Origin of the sequence: Arcobacter sp. LA11, from assembly GCF_001895145.1 — a bacterium.
Classification (GTDB): Bacteria; Campylobacterota; Campylobacteria; order Campylobacterales; family Arcobacteraceae; genus Halarcobacter.
In genome coordinates, this window is sequence record NZ_BDIR01000008.1 from 1 (window position 1) to 17000 (window position 17000).

Sequence of the window (17000 nt, forward strand, 5' to 3'; positions counted from 1 at the left end):
AAGAGGAAAAAATAAGAGAATATACAAAAGCAGAAATTGAGCTGAATTCGTATATTAGAAAAAATTTCCCTGAGTGGGAATGTAAAGAAATTTTAGGATGAAGTATACTTTCTGGAATCAATATAGTTTTATATCATATGATTTAATTCTTAAATTAGATATTAGATTACAAAATGTAGTTAGTACATTAGAAAGATTTTTTAAAAATACAACAACTTCTGAATTAACAGATGAAAAAATAGAGTTTTATTTAGCTGGTTCATGTATTAAATCTGATACTTTTAGAGATATTGATATTTTCTTTTTGACAAAAGATAAATTTAATGAGATAAATCAATCTATTGATAAAAAATATTTTATGTATGAAAATAATTCGTCTTCATATATTTATGATAACGAGATTATTCAAATTGTTTACAGAGAAAGATTTTTAAATAAAAACTTGTCATTTGTTGTAGATGTCTTTGATTTTCATTCAACTAAGATAGGATTTAAATGTGTATTAGATAGAAATTTTTTTGATATAAAGATTATAGAGTCAGATATAAGAGAGGAGTTTATTAAATATTTACATACAAGCGTTAATAAACTTGTTAATGTTAATATTAATCCCTTTGTATCATTACAACGAGCAATACATTTTTTAAAAAGAGGAGATGATGTTCCTTTTAGTGTATTTTTAAATATAATTTTAAAAATATCTCAAATAGATGAAAATGATAATATTGAAAAATATTTTGATAGATTACAAGGTGATAATGAAGAGCTTCATGAGATTAGAAAATCAATAAAAAACTATATGACTAAAAAAAGGAATTTAAGTGTATAGAGATACAAATACAAGATCTATCGTAAAAGGTATTAGTTGGAGATTTATGGCAACAACAACAACTATTTTAATTGTTTATGTATTCTTTGGAAGACTTGATTTAGCTATTGCTGCAGGACTTTTAGAAACAGTTTTAAAAGTAGGGTTTTATTGGGCACATGAAAGAGCATGGTTTAAAATTAAATGGGGAAGACAAAAAATTGAACCTTTTAATTTATGGTTTACAGGACTTCCTTTATCTGGTAAGACAACAATTGCAGATTCTGTTTTTATAGAGTTGAAAAAGATTGATATACCAATAGAGAGACTTGATTCAAAAGATGTTAGAGACTTAATACCTAATGTAGGGTTTACAAGAGAAGATAGAAATAGACATATGCATAGAATAGGACATCTTATTAAGACTTTACAAAATAATTCTGTTTCAACAGTTGCTTCATTTGTATCACCGTATAAAGAATCAAGAAAAGCAATTAGAAAAATGGTTCAAAATAATATAGTTGTTTATATAAAAGCTGATATTGAAACATGTAAGCAAAGAGATACTCAAGGGAAGTATGAAAAAGCCTTAAAAGGTGAGTATCAGAACTTCACAGGGGTAAATGATATTTATGAAGAACCGCAACATGCTGAGATTATAATTGATACTGATAACACATCTGTTGAAGATGCTACTCAGCAAATTGTAAAATTTATTAAAAAAAAATATATCAAATAGAGTAGTATATGGAGAAAAAGTTGAAAAAAGTTTTACTAGTTTTTGGTACAAGACCTGAAGCCATTAAGATGGCTCCTCTTGTAAAAGCTTTCGAAGCAGAACAAACTTTGGAGTCTAAAGTTTGTGTAACTGCACAACATAGAGAGATGCTTGACCAAGTTTTAGATATCTTTGATATATCTCCAGATTTTGATTTAAATTTAATGAAACCTGGACAAGATTTATATGATATTACATCAAATGTGTTAATAGGCTTAAAAAATGTTTTTCAAGAGTATAAACCAGATATTGTTTTAGTTCATGGTGATACAACAACTACAAGTGCTAGTAGTTTAGCTGCATTTTACGAAAAAATAAAAGTTGCACATGTTGAAGCAGGACTTAGAACTGGAAATATATATTCACCTTGGCCAGAGGAAGCAAATAGGCAAATTACTGGGGTATTGGCAAATTATCATTTTGCTCCAACGGAAACATCAAAAGATAATCTTTTAAAAGAAAATAAAGATAAAAACAGTATACAAGTAACGGGAAATACTGTTATTGATGCTCTATTTTTAGCATTAGAAAAAATAGAAACAAATGAAGAATTGAAAAATAAAATTATTAGTAGTTTAAATAATGAATATAAATTAGTAGAAGATAAAAAGCTTATATTAGTTACTGGACATAGAAGAGAAAATTTTGGAGAAGGATTTATTAACATATGTGAATCTTTAAAAATAATTGCAAATAGCAATTCCCATGTTGATATTGTTTATCCAGTTCACTTAAATCCTAATGTTCAGAAACCAGTAAAAGAGATTTTATCAGACACTCCTAATGTTTATTTAATAGAGCCTTTACAGTATGAAAGTTTTATATATTTGATGAATAAATCATATTTTATTATTACTGACTCAGGGGGTGTTCAAGAGGAAGCTCCATCTTTAGGAAAACCTGTTTTAGTAATGCGAAATACAACTGAAAGACCTGAAGCTGTATTATCTGGAACAGTAAAACTTGTTGGTACTGATAAAGATAGAATAGTTTCAGAAGCTCAATTACTTTTAAAGAATGATGAAGAATATAAAAAAATGAGTATGGCACATAATCCATATGGAGATGGTAAATCATGCGAAAAAATAGTTAATTTTATTAAGGGAAAAATAAATGAATAAAAAAGTTTGTGTAGTAGGATTAGGATATATCGGTTTACCCACTGCAGCTTTATTAGCAAATAGAGGTTATGAAATTCATGGAGTTGATGTAGTTGAATCAACTGTAGAGACTATTAATGAAGGAAATATTCATATAGTAGAACCAGACTTAGATACTTTTGTAAGAGCAGCAGTTAATAGTGGAATGCTTAAAGCATCGTTACAACCTGATTATGCTGATATTTTTATAATAGCGGTTCCTACTCCTTTTCATGATGGGTTTGTACCTAATGTTGATTATGTAGTTAGTGCAACAAAAGCAATATCATCATATGTAAAAGACGGCAATATTGTAATTTTAGAGTCTACTTCTCCTGTAGGTACAACAGAATTAGTTGAATCTACATTAAAAGAAGAAGGTATTGATACTTCGTCTTTATTTATTTCTCATTGTCCTGAGAGAGTACTTCCTGGATATATAATGAGAGAATTAGTCGAAAATGATAGAATTGTTGGTGGAATTACAGAAGAGGCAACTAAAAAAACTGTAGAGTTCTATCAAACATTTGTTCAGGGAGAAGTACTTTCTACTGATGCTAGAACCGCAGAAATGGCTAAATTAACAGAGAACTCTTTTAGAGATACAAATATTGCATTTGCAAATGAATTATCAATTTTATGCGATAAGTTTAATATAGATGTTTGGGAATTAATCTCTTTAGCTAATAGACATCCTAGAGTTAATGTATTACAACCTGGTGCAGGAGTAGGTGGTCATTGTATTGCAGTAGATCCATGGTTTATTGTTCATGCCGGGGGAGATGATGCCAAAATCATAAAAACTGCGAGAGAAATAAATACATATAAAACTGAGTGGTCAATTGAAAAAATTAAAAATGCAGCCTTGACTTTTGAAAATGAAAATGGAAAAAAAGCTACTGTAGCATGTATGGGATTAGCCTTTAAACCTGATATAGATGATTTAAGAGAGTCTCCAGCATTATACATAACTAAAACTTTAAAAGATGAAAATTTCAATGTTCTTGCAGTTGAACCAAATATTAAAGATCATGATGATTTTGAGATAGTTGCATATGATGAAGCTAGTGAAAAGGCTGATATTATAGTTTATTTAGTTGCTCATAAAGAGTTTAAAGGATTAAAAAACTTAGATAAAAAAGTTATAGATTTTTGTGGAATATTAAAATAGGAGATATGTATGAAAATTAATTTTATAGATTTACAAAGCCAATATAAAAAATATAAAGATGAAATTGATAAAGAAATTAAAGAAGTACTAGATACTTCAGGTTATATAATGGGACCAAAATTAAGTGAACTTGAGAAGAACTTGTCTGAGTTTACTGGTTCGAAAAATGCAATTGCTTGTAGTAGTGGTACTGATGCATTAGTTTTGGCTCTAATGTCAATTGGTATTAAACCAGGTGATGAAATTATTACAACTCCTTTTACTTTTATTGCAACAGCAGAAACAATCGCATTTTTAAAAGCAAAACCTGTATTTGTTGATATAGATGAAAAAACTTATAATATAGATACAAGTTTAATTGAAGAAAAAATTACATTAAAAACAAAAGCAATTATGCCAGTATCTATCTTTGGACAAATGTCTGATATGCATAAAATAAACGAAATTGCTGAAAAAAATAATTTGGTTGTAATTGAAGATGGAGCACAAAGTTTTGGTGCTAAAAACAATGGATTAAATTCTTGCAATGCTTCAACTATAGGAACAACTTCCTTTTTCCCGGCGAAACCTTTAGGTTGTTATGGGGATGGTGGAGCAGTTTTCACAAACGACGATCAGATTGCAGAAAAAATGAGAGTTATTTTAAATCATGGTCAAACAAAAAGATATGTACATAGTGAAGTTGGAATTAATGGTAGACTTGATGCAATTCAGGCTGGTGTATTGAATGTAAAATTAAAATATTATGATGAAGAGATAGAGAGAAGACAAGAGATAGCTAAATATTATAATGACAATCTTAAAAATGTAATTATACCTTTTGTCGATAACAATAACTTATCAGTTTGGGCACAATATTGTATTAGAGTAGAGAACAGAGAAGAGATGTTACAAAAATGTTCTGACAAAGGTGTCCCAATAGGTGTTTATTACCCAATTCCATTGCATTTACAAGAGGTTTTTGAGTATTTAGGTTATAAAGAAGGTGATTTCCCTGTAACAGAAAAAATTTCACTTGATATTATGGCTTTACCAATGTCTGCATTTTTAACAAAAGAAGAACAAGATTATATTATTGAGGTGATAAATGAATAACATTTTTATACATGAAACTGCAAATGTTTCTGAAATGGCTTTAATTGGAGAAAATACTAAAATTTGGATTAATTCACAAATTAGAGAAAAATCTTCAATTGGTGATAACTGTATAATATCTAAAGATACATATATTGATACTCAGGTTAGCATTGGTAATAATTGTAAAATACAAAATAGTGTATCAGTTTATCAAGGAGTGACAATTGAGGATGATGTTTTTGTAGGTCCAAATGCATGCTTTACAAATGACAAAGTTCCAAGAGCATTTGACCCTGAATGGAAAATTACTCCAACTTTAATTAAAAAAGGTGCAAGTATTGGTGCTAATGCTACAGTTATTTGTGGTATAACAATTGGTGAATATGCAATGGTTGCAGCAGGAAGTGTAGTAACAAAAGATGTAGCACCTTATAGTTTAGTAATGGGAAATCCAGCTAAACATTATAGTTTTGTAGATAAAATGGGAAATAAATTAGAAGGTAATCCAAATGAGTAATGTTGTAAAAATTGGTTTATTAGGTGTTGGAAAGATGGGACAAAACCATCTCAGAAATCTTGCAATGTTGAAGCAAGTTGAAATAGGGTTTATATATGACTTTGATAAAGATTTATGTGAACAACTATCAACGCAGTATAATGTTCCTGTATCAGAGAATTTAGAAAAAGATCTTCAAACTATTGATGGTGTTGTAATTGTAACACCAACTTTCACACATGCTGATTATATTAAGCAAGTATCAAAATATGTTAAAAATATTTTTGTTGAAAAACCTTTAACAGATACACTTGAGTCAAGTATTGAAATAGTAAAACTTGCAAAAGAAAATAATTTAAACATTCAAGTTGGATTTATTGAAAGATATAATTCTGCTGTAGTTGCACTTGAAAAGGTAATTAGAAATAGTAGCCACATTATTAATATAGATTTTTCAAGGACAAATAAAGTTAGTAGTAGAATTACTGATGTTGATGTTGTAATTGATTTAATGATTCATGATTTAGATTTAGCATTACATATTAATGGAAAGCCTAAGAAAATTGAAGCACATGGATATATAAATGATAATATGATTGAATATGCAAGAGCAATCATTACACATGAGAATGGTTCTTTTTCAAATGTGGTCGCTAGTAGAATTACGGAGAAAAGAATTAGACATATTAGTGCTACTTGTGATGATATGTATATTGATTGTAATCTTTTAAGTAAAGAAGTATTTGTTAATAAACAAACCATTGAACAGTATTTAGAAAATGTATCTATTTCTTCAAAAGAAGAAACTATTGACGTTAGACCACAAGAGGGTTTACTTCTTGAACTTGTTGATTTTGTTAAATTATGTAATGGTGAATCAGTAAATGTACCTAATGAAGATGATGGATTACTTGCAATGGAAGTAGCAAATGAAATTCAAAAGCAGATAATGGAAGCAAAATAATATGAGATCAGAAATAAAAAATAGTAGTATTCTTGTTACAGGTGGAGCAGGTTTTATTGGAAGTCATTTAGTTGATAGACTAATTAATGAAGGTGCTAAAGAAGTAATTGTAGTTGATAATCTTTTTGTTGGTAGTGAAGATAATTTAAAAGATGCAATTTCAAAAGGTGCAATTTTATATAAAGACGATATTGAAATAAGCTCATCTTTAGATTATGTCTTTGAAAGACATAATATTGATATTGTATTTAACTGTGCTACAAAGGCACTAAACTACTCTTTTGTTAATCCTAAAAATGCTTTTGATACAAATGTAAACGGTGTTTTAAATATTTTAGAACATCAAAGAAAAGGTCATTTTAAAACATTAGTACATTTTTCTACATCTGAAGTTTATGGATCTGCTGTTTATGAGCCAATGGATGAAGAACATCCAATTAAACCAACTACAACATATGCTGCAGGAAAAGCAGCTGCAGATATAGCAGTTCATAGCTGGGTAAATATGTTTGATCTAGATGTCTTTATCGTAAGGCCTTTTAACAATTATGGACCAAGGCAAAATTATAAAGGTTATCTAGCGGGTATTATACCTATTACTGCATTTAGAATTATCAATAATATTAATCCAGAGATTCACGGAACTGGATTACAAAGTAGAGATTTTATTTATGTTCTTGATACAGTTGATGCTATTATTAAACTTTATCCATTAATGAAGAAGGCTGACAGTATAAATATTTCAACTGATGGTCAAATTTCTATGAAAGATGTAATTCATAAAATAGTTAATATTATGGAATATAAGGGAGAAGTTTTACAGAAACCTGCACGTGGTGCTGATGTAGAGTGTCATAATGCAAGTAATGAAAAAATTAAATCTATGATTGATTATCAATTAACACCATTTGACGAAGGTTTAGAAAAAACAATTCAATGGTATAAGGAAAACATTAAATGATAAAATTAATAAAGCCTTATATTAGTTTTGATGAAGTACAAAATGAATTTAAAGATATATTTGATAGTGGTTGGTTTACAAAAGGTAAATATGTTGAAGTTTTTAGAAATGAAATAAAAAAATATACGGGTGCAAAACATGCATATTTAACTACTTCAGCAACAACGGCATTAACTATGGCTCTTAAAGCATTAGATATAAAAAATGGTGATGAAGTAATTGTGTCAGACTTTTCATTTCCAGCAACTGCTAATGTTGTTGAAGATTTAGGTGCTATACCTGTTTTTGCAGATGTTTCATTAAAAACTTATAATATGCTTCCGTTTGAACTTGAGAATAAAATAACTTCAAAAACAAAAGCTGTAATTTATGTAGATGCTTTAGGAAATCCAGGCGGAGTTACGGAAATTAAAGATCTTTGTGAAAAGTATAATTTACCTCTAATTGAGGATGCTGCATGTTCAATTGGAAGTTCTGAAAATGGTATAAAGTGTGGTAACATAGCAGATATTACTTGTTTTAGTTTTCATCCTAGGAAATTGTTGACTACTGGAGAAGGTGGAGCAGTTACTTTTAATAATGAATCTTTTGTTGAGTTTTTTGAAGTAAAATTAAATCATGGGGCTAAAGTTGAGAATGGAAAGTTTGATTTTGTTGATTATGGGTATAACTATAGACTTCCAGAATTGCAAGCAGTAATGGGAATTAAACAATTTCAAAAAATTGACTCTATTGTTGATTCAAGAAATAAAATTAGAGATGAATATGTTAATAAATTATCAGAAATTGGATTCAAAATTCAAGTTATTAATAGTAATGTAGTTCACAATGTACAGTCTTTAGTTTTTATTGTCCCTGAAAATGTAAATAGGGATGATTTAGTGAAGTATTTAAGAGAAAATGGAATTGAAGGTACGATAGGTACATATTGTTTAAGTGGTACATCTTATTATAAAAATAAGTATAATAGTGTACAAAGTAATGCCATGTATTTAGAAAATAACACTATTACACTACCTTGTTATGATGATGTGGATGTTAATTTTATTTCAGATAAAATAAAATCTTATGGAGAATAAAATGATAGATTTTGAAAAAGTAAGTTTAGATTTTATGATTATTGGTGCTGCTAGATGTGGTACAAGTTCATTAGTAAAATATTTAAACGAGTATGAGGATGTTTTTATTCCTGTAAATGTAGAACCAAATTTTTTTTTTAAAGAAGATGAATATGAAAAAGGTTTAGAATATTATTGCAATAAGTATTTTTCTGACGCTAATAAAAAAGTAATTGGAGAAAAGTCTTCTTCATACTTGTATGGTGGAGAAAAAACTGCTAAAAGAATTAAAAGTGAATTCCCTGACGTTAAATTAGTTATACTTTTGAGAAATCCAATAAGTAGAGTTTTTTCTAATTATATGTTTACTGTTAAAAATGGGATTGAAGTTTTAGATTTTAATTATGTTATTAAAAATGAAAAAGAAAGAACTAAGCACTACATAGATAAGTGGGTTAATATAAAACCTTATAATTATATTGGCCGTTCAGAATATTTTAGTCAAATGAAAGCATATTTGGATAATTTTGATTTAAATAATATTCATATTGTTGTTTTTGAAGAGTTAATTAGTTCTCCAAGAGAAAGTTTGTCTCAATTATCTGAATTCTTGGGAATAGAGTATAATGATAAAATAGAGTTTATGAAAACAAATTTTACCGATAATAGTATTACCATTGACGAAGATTCATACAACTATTTGTATGATGAATTGATTGGTGATGTTAATAAACTGTCTAACTTAATTGGAAAAGATTTAGCAAAAATATGGAATTTATAATTCAAATATAAATTCTATTAATTGTTTTAGAAATGTGTTTGAAGTTATATTTAATTTAAAACTTTTTTTAGAGTTTGCCTAATAGACTTCGAAAATAATAAAGAGATATAAAAATAAAAAACTAGGAGTAATTTTTGAAAACTGATTTACAAGTTTGTTCAAGATGTATTTATGATGAAAGAGTAGCTTATATAAAGTTTGATGAAAATGGTGTATGTAATTATTGTCATCAAATTGATGATTTACTAAAAGAGTATGGAACTGCAACACCTAAAGGTGAAGAAAAATTCAAAGAGATTATTGAAGAAATTAAGAAAAATGGTAAAAACAAACAGTATGATTGTATTATTGGTGTAAGTGGGGGTACAGATTCCTCTTATATGCTTTATCTAGCAAAAAAATGGGGATTAAGACCATTAGCTGTTCATTATGATAATACATGGAATAGTTCAATTGCAACAGAAAATATTAAAAAAGTTTTAAATGCTTTAGATATTGATTTATATACTCATGTTTTAGATAATGAAGAGTCAAATGATATCGCAAGATCATTTTTTTATGCTGATATTTCAGAAATTGAAGCTCCAACAGATTTAGCATTAGCAGAAACTATGTATAGAGCAGCATGGAAGTATAAAGTTAAGTATGTAATAGAAGGACATTCCTTTATGACTGAGGGAATTACTCCTGTAGGAAGAAACTATACTGATGGTAAATATATTAAATCAATTCATAAAATGTTTGGTAGAGTGCCAATGAAAACATATCCTTTAATGACATTTTCTAGATTTCTATTTTGGACTGCTTTTGCAGGAATTAAAAAAATTAGACCTTTTTGGTATATTAATTATAATAAAGAAGATGCAAAAGAATTTTTGATGAAAGAGTATAATTGGAAATATTATGGAGGCCATCATTTAGAAAATAGATTAACTGCATTTAGACATTCTGTATATACTCCACAGAAATTTAATACTGACATGCGAAACAATACACTATCTGCTCTTGCAAGAATTGGGAAAATTTCTAGAGAGGAAGCTTGGGAAGAGTATAGCAAACCACCATTGATAGAAAAAGATTTAGTTAAATATTTTAAGAAAAGATTACAACTATCTGATGAAGAGTATGATAAAGTAATGAGTAGACCACCAAAATCATGGAAAGAATATCCAACTTATAAAAAAAGATTTGAGTTACTAAGACCATTATTTAAAGTTTTAGCTAAGGCTAATTTAGTACCTATGAGTTTTTATTTAAAATATTGTTTTCCAATGAAAGAAGACAATGAATGATAACAATTGTTGATTATGGATTAGGAAATTTAGGTTCTATCAAAAATATGTTTAAATATTTAGGAATAGAATCTGAAATAGAGAGCGATGTTAATAAAATTAAAAATGCCTCTAAGCTTCTTCTCCCTGGTGTTGGTGCATTTGATGCAGCTATGGAAAAAATAAATCAGAATGGATTAAAAGAAATTTTAGATGAAAAAGCATTAAAAGAGCAGATACCTATTTTAGGTATCTGCTTAGGTATGCAACTATTAACTAATTCAAGTGAAGAAGGATCATTGTCTGGATTAGGTTGGATATCTGCTAAAACTTTATCATTTAAAAATAATATAAATAAAGAGTATAGAGTTCCACATATGGGATGGAATATTGTAGAAAAATCTAATGAAAGCAAATTATCAGAAGATTTTGAAGACTTTGATGAGGTTAGATTTTATTTTGTACACTCTTATTTTGTAAAAGTTGAAGAAGAAAAAAACTCTATGTTAAAAACACACTATGGATTAGAGTTTGATAGTGCAATACAAAAAGATAATATCTATGGTGCACAATTTCATCCGGAAAAAAGTCATAAGTTTGGAATGAAATTATTTGAAAACTTTGCAAGGATATAATAATGTTAAGAACTAGAGTAATACCATGTTTACTTTTAAAAGATAAAAGCCTTGTTAAAACTGTGAAATTTAAAGAGTATAACTATATTGGTGATGCAGTTAATACAGTTAGAATATTTAATGAATTAGAAGTTGATGAATTAATGTTTTTAGATATATTTGCTTCTAAAGAGAATAGAAAAATTAATTTTAAAATTTTACAGAATATTGCTAATGAATGTTTCATGCCTTTATCTTATGGAGGAAATATAAGTAGCTTAGATGATGCAAAAAGAGTTTTTGAAATTGGATTTGAAAAAGTAGTTATTAATTCAAATGCATATAAAAACCTTAAATTAATAGAAGAGATATCTAATTACTTTGGTGTACAAAGTGTTGTTGGTTCAATAGATATAAAAAAGACTTTTTTTGGTGGTGATAATATATATTCTCATCATGGAAAGAAAAAACAAAAAAACGATATTGTTCAATGGGCTAAACAACTTGAAAGTGCAGGTACAGGAGAACTATTAATAACTTCAATTGATAATGATGGAACATGGGATGGCTATGATGTAAATTTAATAAGAAGTATTACAAGTAGCGTTCAAGTGCCAGTAATTGCAAATGGAGGTTGTGGTAGTTTAGAACATATTACTGATGTTGTAAAGAATGGAAATGCTTCAGCATGTGCCGTGGGAAGTATGGTTGTTTATCAAAAAAAAGGTATGGGTGTATTAATAAATTTTCCTAGTAGGGAACGATTAAAAAAAGCATTGTCTTAAGATTGAAGGTTAGTTATAGTTAATGAAAAGTAATAGAATATATTTTTGCATTAATAATATTCTTATTTTTCTATAGATATAGACTTTCTGCAAGAAATATCTTTGCAGGTTTTTGGGCAGACATTAGTTATCCACTTTATGTTGTTCATTCAACAGTGGGGTTTGTATTATTGAGCTTTTTTACTTTTAAGGTTGGTATAAATATCTTTATTTCATTAGCTGTAACTATTGCAATTGTTGTATTTATTTCATGGATTTTACATAAATATGTAGAATTACCATCGTTGAGAAAAAGTCAGAAAATAAAATAAAAGGAATATATTTGGAAGATAAGTATATATTGCAATTTGGAAGTTTAGCAGGATGGCCATACAAAATTGCAAAAGAACTGAGAACTAGAGGCATTAATAGTAAAAACGTTGTATATTATAATAAAGATGTTCATGATTTAAAGAGGAATTTACCTTTTGATGAATCAATATATCATCCAAGTGATAGTAAATTTACAATTTTTAAAAAAATTATACGTTTTATTAAGAAAAGTTCTAAAGATACTAAGTTAGTTCATTATCATGGTTCAAATATCTTTTTTAGAGAATTACATCATTTATATGAAGGAAAACTTTTCCATAAGAATAATATCCCAATGCTAATTACATTTGGTGGTGGTGATGTTAGAAATACAAGACACTCAAGAAAACTGAATCCTTATTTTTATGTTCCTTTCGGATTTGAAAGTGTAAAAAGAGATTTTAGAATTTTTTTAAGACATAAGTCTTGGAATAAGTATTTAAAATATACACTATGTACTCCTGAGTTTTCTAAATACATGGAGCCTTATTTTGAAAAGGTTTTTATATATAGACAACCTGTTAATTTAGATGATATTGAATGTCGTATACCTGATGCAAATAAATCAAGACCAAAAATTTTGCACATACCAACTGAACCTTTAGTAAAAGGTACTAAATATATTGTTGAAGCAGTTGAGAAGCTTAAAAATGATGGATACGACTTTGAGTTTGTTTTAAAAAGACAATTGACTCAAGAAGAATTGTATAGAGAGATTGTTGATTGTGATATTTATGTTGATGAATTAAGATGTGGTTCTCACGGTGTAACTGCTATAGAAGCTATGTGTGCAGGTAAACCAACATTAACATATATTAGAGAGGATTTAGTGGATAACTATCCAGAAGACTTACCAATAGTAAATGCTAATCCTGACACTATATATGATGTTTTAAAAGATTTAATTACAGACTCACAAAAAAGGCATAATATAGGAGAAGTAAGTAGGAAATATGTTGAAAAATATCATGATATCAAAGTTGTAGTAGATAATATAATAAAAGTATATGAAGAGATATTAGGTAAAAAGTGTTAAAAGATTTTATTAGAAAAATAAATAGAAAAGGTTTTTTTCATTTAATTTTTTCAAATTTTTTAGTTCAATTTTTAGGATTTGGGCTTGTTATATTTCTAGGTAAAATACTACCTCCTGCTGATATAGGTGTTATTAAAACAGTCCAATCTTATGCAGCATTTTTTATTGTGATTGGTACGTTCGGTTATAATACTTCATTATTGAAAATTGCATCTGAAAGAAGGCCAATTTATGAAAAAAGAGCTCTTTTATTTCTTTCTTTAAAAAAAGTTACATTATTTAGTATATTATCGATTGTTTTACTAAATTTATTATTATATTTTGGTTATTTGACTAACAGTGAGAAAGTAAGATTTTGGTTAGAGAAATATTCGGTTGTAATATTATTTGCGTCATTTGGATATATATTCTTTGCTTATTTTCAGGCTTTAAAAAAAATAAAAAAAGTTGCAAAGCTTCAAGCTATTATAAGAATTATCTTTATAATACTAATATTTATATTTACATACTTTTATGGTTTATCTGGATTAGTATATTCTACAATAGGTTCATATATTGTAGGAACTCTAATTTATTTAAAGAGTATTAAATATTTTAAGATTAAAAGAAAAATAGTGAAAAATAGTGAAAAATATAATAATTATGCTTTTTTTGCATTTTTGTCAACTTTATTAGGTGTTTTCTCACAGAATGTGGATATTTATTTACTTGATTACCTTTTAGTAGATGAAGAGACTGTAGGTTTCTTTTCAATTTGTTTAATTTTCTTTTTATCCGCAACAGTTATAAATGGTACGGTACAAACAATAGTAACACCATATTTTAGTTACAATGAAAATAATTATGAATGGCTAAAGAAGACATTAATAAAATATCAACTTCTAATGGTTCCTATTAGTATAGTCATTGCAATTTCTTTGTATATAGCTGCATATTTACTTGTTGAATATTATTATGGTAATGGTTATGATGTCGTATTATCAATTTTACCATTTTTACTAATTAAATATGTATGTTGGTCTACATACTCAATTACTGGTGGTGCTTTAGTTGGATTAGGTGTAATTAAACTTCCATTCTTTGTATCTTTAGTTTTAACTTCATTTGGTTTACTATTGTCTTATTATTTTTATTTTGATTATGGTATTTTAGGTATTATATATGGTGGAATTATTCGTACTATAATAAATTCAATGACAACTAATTATATATTCTTCTATACAATTAGAAAGAAAAAGAATGCTATTAACTAAATATAAGTATGTATATTTCTTTTTAATTTTAGTACCGCTGTTCTTAAGTTTGGATTTTAGTAGTGGAATAAGGTTTGATGCCCATGCCTTTAATCAATTAAAAAATATTTCAATCCCATTTAGTTTAACTTTTTTATCAATATTAGTATTAGTTAATTTTAATAAACTATTTAATACTGATTATTTAATTTTATCAATTTTAATACTTATTTATTTATATATTAATTATTTGTTTGGCACTTTTAATAGGGCTCTTATAACATCTATATTAATGATGATGCCACTTTCAATATATTATGTATTGAGTAAATACTATAGTAAAGTAGATTATAAAAGTGTTTATAAAGGTTTTTATTTAACTGCTTTATTCATTATATTAGTAAAGTTTTTTACTGATATAATCTTATTTAAAACATTGTCATCTATTTATTTTATTACAACTAAAATAGCAGTCTATAATTATTATGATTATTATCCCTTTATCTATATTTTAATAATTATATTATCATTTTATAATGTTGAGAATAAAATATATAAAACTCTATCAATTATCATGATTCTTTTATCATATTTAATCATATTTAATATGGAATCAAGAATGTTTGCAGTTCTTTCTTTAGGAATTATAATTTTTATTTATATATATAGAATTTTAAAAATTCAATTAAGGTTATTTCTGTATATAGTTTTTTATTTGACAATAACTTTAACAATACTTATATCTTTATTTGATTTAACTCCTTCTGATCCCTCTCTAAAAGTAAGATTTAAACATTGGTACGAATATATTAAAAACTTTAGTTTTATAAATATTATATTCCCATCTCAAATTGCATATAGACAAGAAATGAACTATGGGACTTTTCATAATGAAATATTAGAACAATTTAGTTATTTTGGTTTATTAATTTATTATTATTATTATATAATTATCAAAATTTTCTCAAATGTAAAAAAAGAATTTGAAGCATATTCTTTTACAATATTAGTTGTTTTATTTATTGCTTCTTTATTACAGTCAAATTTAACAAATCCTTTTTTATCAATAGTTTGGGTAAATGTAGTTTTAATTTTTAAAGAATATAATCAAAGGGAACAATTTATATGAATATAGCAACATTGATTAAAAACAATTTAACAAAAGTACCTTATAGTATAGGAAAAACTGTAAATTTAATTCCTTATTCTCTACGACCAGGAATAGGTAGTATTTATCAGGATAGAACAAACGAAATTAAAAAATTTTCTTTATTAAATGGAAAACAGAAAGATCAATATATTTTTAATAAAATGAAAAGTATTGTAGAGTATTCGGAGGCTAATATAAAGTTTTATAAAGATTATTATAAGTCACAAGGCTTTTCAAGTAGTATGTTAAATAAATTTGATGATATTAATAGGATACCTATCATTAGTAAATCTATTTTAAGAGATTATGATTTGGAAGTTAGAAGTTGTCCTCAAAAAAATAGATACATAGTAAATACTGGTGGTACAAGTGGAACACCATTGTCTTTATACATTACTCCAGATTCAATGGGTAATGAATGGGCGCATATGCATGATATTTGGTCAAGAATTGGATTTAATTATAGTGAACTTAAAATGGTATTTGGTGGAAGAAGTAATGTAACTGATGGTATTGAATATGATTTTGTTAGACATAGTTATGCAATTGATATGTATAAATATCCAGATTACTATGAAAAGATATTAAAAGTGTTCCAAACTAAGGAACTAAAGTATTTTCATGGTTATCCAAGTGCAATTTATGATTTTGTAAATTATCTAGAAAAGCATGAAGAACTTTTAGCTTTAGTAAGAAAGAATATAAAAGGAGTACTTCTAGGTTCAGAGTATCCTCTAAGTTTATTTAGAGATAAAATTGAATCTGTTTTAAAAGTAAAAACAATTTCTTGGTATGGTCATACAGAAAGAGTTATATTAGCTGGTGAAAAAGAGGAAAGAGGTAGATATTATCCTTTTCAGACTTATGGGTATACAGAAGCAGTCAAAATTAATGATAAATATAATTTAGTTGGGACTAGTTATTATAATATTACATCACCTTTTATAAGATACAATACTGAAGATATAATTGATGATATAAATTATTTAGATGATTCTAGTATATTAGAATCATTTACAGTGTCAGATGCTAGAGTAGGTGATTTTATTGTAGATAAAAATGGGAATAATATACCTCTTACTGCTCTTATCTTTGGTAGGCATCATGAGTTATTTAATTATGTTAGTCATTTGCAAATTGCTCAAAAAGAAGAAGGAAAAGCAGTTGTTTATTACGTTTTTGAAAAAGAGTTAGATTGTGAAAAGTTATTTGATAGTTCAAATATTTTTGTCGATTTTGAGTATAAAAAATTAGATGAACCAATTAGAACAAAAGCAGGTAAAGTGACGTTAAAAGTTCCTTACAAAAATATTAATATAGGATAGTAT

The 17000-nt window shown here is 26.9% G+C and carries 17 protein-coding genes; all 17 read left to right on the top strand.

The genetic code is table 11. The features are described 5' to 3' along the window. The first annotated feature begins 97 nt into the window (after window positions 1–97). The 17 genes from BT997_RS09835 (at window position 98) to BT997_RS09915 (ending at window position 16997) form a co-directional block, all read left to right on the top strand. Window positions 98–829 (top strand): hypothetical protein, encoded by a 732-nt coding sequence (locus BT997_RS09835; protein ID WP_072681700.1) that lies wholly within the window; start codon window positions 98–100, stop codon window positions 827–829. Continuing rightward, window positions 822–1547: an adenylyl-sulfate kinase gene (cysC, locus tag BT997_RS09840; RefSeq protein WP_072681702.1), complete on the top strand. Its 726-nt coding sequence runs from the start codon at window positions 822–824 to the stop codon at window positions 1545–1547. The genes BT997_RS09835 and cysC overlap by 8 nt, the downstream gene beginning before the upstream one ends. A gap of 20 nt (window positions 1548–1567) precedes the next feature. Further along, window positions 1568–2707, top strand: a complete 1140-nt coding sequence (gene wecB, locus BT997_RS09845; protein WP_072681704.1) for a non-hydrolyzing UDP-N-acetylglucosamine 2-epimerase — start codon at window positions 1568–1570, stop codon at window positions 2705–2707. Further along, complete coding sequence (gene wecC, locus BT997_RS09850; protein WP_072681706.1) at window positions 2700–3896, top strand: UDP-N-acetyl-D-mannosamine dehydrogenase; 1197 nt, start codon at window positions 2700–2702, stop codon at window positions 3894–3896. The genes wecB and wecC overlap by 8 nt, the downstream gene beginning before the upstream one ends. Window positions 3897–3905: 9 nt before the next feature. Next, the gene (locus BT997_RS09855; protein ID WP_072681708.1) at window positions 3906–4991 is read left to right on the top strand and encodes a DegT/DnrJ/EryC1/StrS aminotransferase family protein; all 1086 of its coding nucleotides are present in this window, start codon (window positions 3906–3908) and stop codon (window positions 4989–4991) included. Beyond that, window positions 4984–5490: an acyltransferase gene (locus tag BT997_RS09860; protein ID WP_072681710.1), complete on the top strand. Its 507-nt coding sequence runs from the start codon at window positions 4984–4986 to the stop codon at window positions 5488–5490. The genes BT997_RS09855 and BT997_RS09860 overlap by 8 nt, the downstream gene beginning before the upstream one ends. Next, window positions 5483–6433, top strand: a complete 951-nt coding sequence (locus BT997_RS09865; protein WP_072681712.1) for a Gfo/Idh/MocA family protein — start codon at window positions 5483–5485, stop codon at window positions 6431–6433. Before BT997_RS09860 ends, BT997_RS09865 begins: the two co-directional genes overlap by 8 nt. Before the next feature lies 1 nt (window position 6434). Then, complete coding sequence (locus BT997_RS09870; RefSeq protein ID WP_072681713.1) at window positions 6435–7394, top strand: dTDP-glucose 4,6-dehydratase; 960 nt, start codon at window positions 6435–6437, stop codon at window positions 7392–7394. Beyond that, window positions 7391–8473 (top strand): DegT/DnrJ/EryC1/StrS aminotransferase family protein, encoded by a 1083-nt coding sequence (locus BT997_RS09875; protein ID WP_072681715.1) that lies wholly within the window; start codon window positions 7391–7393, stop codon window positions 8471–8473. The genes BT997_RS09870 and BT997_RS09875 overlap by 4 nt, the downstream gene beginning before the upstream one ends. Before the next feature lies 1 nt (window position 8474). Further along, on the top strand, window positions 8475–9233 hold the full coding sequence (locus BT997_RS09880; protein WP_072681717.1) for a sulfotransferase: 759 nt from the start codon (window positions 8475–8477) through the stop codon (window positions 9231–9233). Window positions 9234–9367: 134 nt separating this feature from the next. Continuing rightward, window positions 9368–10525 (top strand): N-acetyl sugar amidotransferase, encoded by a 1158-nt coding sequence (locus tag BT997_RS09885; protein ID WP_072681719.1) that lies wholly within the window; start codon window positions 9368–9370, stop codon window positions 10523–10525. Next, a complete protein-coding gene (gene hisH, locus BT997_RS09890) occupies window positions 10522–11139 on the top strand; it encodes an imidazole glycerol phosphate synthase subunit HisH (RefSeq protein ID WP_072681721.1) in 618 nt (205 codons plus the stop codon). The genes BT997_RS09885 and hisH overlap by 4 nt, the downstream gene beginning before the upstream one ends. Before the next feature lie 2 nt (window positions 11140–11141). Next, a complete protein-coding gene (locus BT997_RS09895; protein ID WP_072681726.1) occupies window positions 11142–11903 on the top strand; it encodes an AglZ/HisF2 family acetamidino modification protein in 762 nt (253 codons plus the stop codon). A gap of 322 nt (window positions 11904–12225) precedes the next feature. Beyond that, complete coding sequence (locus BT997_RS09900) at window positions 12226–13290, top strand: glycosyltransferase (protein ID WP_072681729.1); 1065 nt, start codon at window positions 12226–12228, stop codon at window positions 13288–13290. Continuing rightward, on the top strand, window positions 13284–14543 hold the full coding sequence (locus BT997_RS09905; RefSeq protein WP_072681731.1) for a lipopolysaccharide biosynthesis protein: 1260 nt from the start codon (window positions 13284–13286) through the stop codon (window positions 14541–14543). The genes BT997_RS09900 and BT997_RS09905 overlap by 7 nt, the downstream gene beginning before the upstream one ends. A 694-nt stretch (window positions 14544–15237) precedes the next feature. Further along, window positions 15238–15651, top strand: coding sequence for a hypothetical protein (locus tag BT997_RS15445; protein ID WP_143145185.1), 414 nt, complete (start codon window positions 15238–15240; stop codon window positions 15649–15651). Next, window positions 15648–16997: a hypothetical protein gene (locus tag BT997_RS09915; protein WP_072681737.1), complete on the top strand. Its 1350-nt coding sequence runs from the start codon at window positions 15648–15650 to the stop codon at window positions 16995–16997. The genes BT997_RS15445 and BT997_RS09915 overlap by 4 nt, the downstream gene beginning before the upstream one ends. Window positions 16998–17000 lie beyond the last annotated feature (3 nt).